Annotated in this window: 2 protein-coding genes; both read left to right on the top strand. The window is 57.1% G+C overall.

The window, feature by feature from the left end:
- Window positions 1-115: 115 nt before the first annotated feature.
- On the top strand, window positions 116-1615 hold the full coding sequence (istA, locus tag AC19YT_RS28100; RefSeq protein ID WP_121404294.1) for an IS21-like element ISPpu27 family transposase: 1500 nt from the start codon (window positions 116-118) through the stop codon (window positions 1613-1615).
- The gene (gene istB, locus AC19YT_RS28095) at window positions 1608-2411 is read left to right on the top strand and encodes an IS21-like element helper ATPase IstB (protein WP_010466203.1); all 804 of its coding nucleotides are present in this window, start codon (window positions 1608-1610) and stop codon (window positions 2409-2411) included. The genes istA and istB overlap by 8 nt, the downstream gene beginning before the upstream one ends.
- Window positions 2412-2581 lie beyond the last annotated feature (170 nt).

Below are 2581 nucleotides of genomic sequence, written 5' to 3'. Positions count from 1 at the left end.
TGTTGCCGCTGACCGAAAACTGACCCAGTAAAGGCTGTTCTGCCGACTGAAAACTGACCCAGGTGTTCAACTGCTTCTGCTCACTTTTCGAGCAGGAGAACACAGGGTGATCAGCATGGAAATGTTGGGAAAAATCCGGCGGATGTACTTCCGCGACAAGCTCTCGCTGCATCAGATAGCCAAGCGTACCGGACTGTCGAGAAACACCATTCGAAAATGGGTCAGAGCACCCGAAGCCACCCAGCCGGCGTACCAACGGTGCGCAACCTTCAACAAACTCAGTCCATTTCACGAGACGCTGGATCAGGCGCTCAAGGCCGATTCGTTTCGGGCAAAGCACAACCGCAGGAGTGCCAAAGCACTCTTCGAACAGATCAAGGCCGAGGGCTACGACGGCGGCTACAGCCAGCTCACCGCCTTCATACGCGCGTGGCGCGGCGAGCAAGGCAAGTCTTTACGAGCCTTTGTGCCGCTGACCTTTGCACTCGGGGAGGCCTTTCAATTCGACTGGAGCGAAGAAGGTCTGCTGATCGGCGGCCTGTTCCGACGCATCCAGGTCTCCCATATGAAGCTGTGCGCCAGTCGCGCATTTTGGTTGGTTGCGTATCCCAGCCAAGGCCACGAGATGTTGTTCGATGCCCATACCCGCTCGTTTGGCGCGTTAGGTGGGGTGCCGCGTCGCGGCATCTACGACAATATGAAAACGGCTGTCGACAAGGTCAACAAAGGCAAAGGCCGCACAGTCAATGCCCGGTTTGCCGTCATGTGTGCTCACTACCTATTCGATCCGGACTTCTGCAACGTGGCCTCCGGCTGGGAAAAAGGCATCGTTGAAAAGAACGTTCAAGACAGCCGACGGCGCATCTGGCTCGATGCTCAAAACTGCATGTTCCATACCTTCGAGGAATTGAATGCTTGGCTCGGCCAACGCTGCCGTGCGCTCTGGGACGAACTGGTGCACCCGCAATACAACGGGCTGACAGTGGCGGACGTCCTGGAGCTGGAACGCGCCGAATTGATGCCGATGCCGACTGCCTTTGATGGCTACGTCGAGCGCACCGTACGGGTCTCCAGCACCTGCCTGATCAGCGTGGCGCGAAATCGCTACTCGGTGCCGTGTGAGCGGGTCGGTCAGTGGGTCAGCAGCCGTTTGTATCCCACACGGGTGGTGGTCATCGCCGATGAAACGATGATTGCCAGTCACGAGCGCCTGTTTGATCGAGATCAGGTCAGTTTTGACTGGCAGCATTACATCCCGCTCATCGAACGCAAGCCCGGTGCGCTGCGCAATGGCGCTCCGTTTGCCGATCTGCCGAAGCCGTTGCAACTGCTAAAACGCGGTCTGAGGCGGCACACCAATGGTGATCGAGTCATGACTCAGGTACTGGCGGCGGTTCCCATCGCCGGGCTCGACGCCGTATTGGTGGCTGTGGAGTTGGTACTGGAATCAGGCAGCTTGAGTGCTGACCACATCCTGAATGTCCTGGCTCGACTGACATCGACAGCAGCCCCTCCGTCCGCCGAAACCAGCCTTCAACTCAAGATAGCGCCTGTCGCCAATACCGCACGCTACGACCGGCTCCGTACCACCGATGAGGAGACTCGCAATGCGTGATCTTATGGCGGAACTCAAAGAACTGCGTCTGCATGGCATGGCCAGCGCCTGGGAAGAACTAGCCTCGCAAGGAGAAGCTTCGACGGCATCCTCGAAATGGCTGCTCGAACATCTGCTTCAACAAGAACATGCAGATCGAGCGGTGCGCTCAGTGAATCATCAGATGAACATGGCCAAACTTCCCATGCATCGTGATTTGGCCGGCTTCGACTTCAGCGCTTCCAGCGCAGATGCCCGCCTGATCAGGGATCTGTCCAACCTGGAGTTCACCGATACCGCGCAGAATGTGGTGTTCATCGGCGGGCCTGGAACAGGCAAAACACACCTCGCCACCGCCTTGGCCGTTTCCGGGATCACGACGCATCACAAACGCGTACGCTTCTACTCCACGGTGGATCTGGTCAATCTGCTGGAGCGCGAAAAGTACGACGGCAAGACGGGCCGCATCGCTCAAGGGCTGCTACGAACAGACCTGGTGATACTCGATGAACTGGGGTATTTGCCCTTCAGCCAGAGCGGTGGTGCCCTGTTATTTCATTTGCTGTCCAAGCTGTACGAGCACACCAGCGTGGTGATCACCACCAACCTCAGCTTCTCGGAATGGTCGAGCGTGTTTGGTGACGCCAAGATGACAACGGCGTTGCTGGATCGGCTGACACACCACTGCCACATCGTCGAAACGGGCAACGAGTCCTACCGCCTGCAACACAGCAGCTTGGTCGCCCAGACCAAGATCAAATCACGTGAACGAAAGCGCAAAGACAATGATGGTGCCGAGGACGATGAGCTGTTTTGATCCGCACCGAAAATACCCTGCCGCATGCCCACATGCGGTGGGGCTTTAATGCCTCTTCCACCGGGACACGACTGCTAAGCTTATCCACAATTGCTGATGCCAAAATCAGCAATCCGCCCTGGGTCAATTTTCAATCGGCAGGGTGGGTCAGTTTTCAATCAGCGCCAACA

The organism is Pseudomonas sp. MF08875 (genome assembly GCF_059862525.1).
This window is presented reverse-complemented; position numbering and strand designations above follow the sequence as displayed.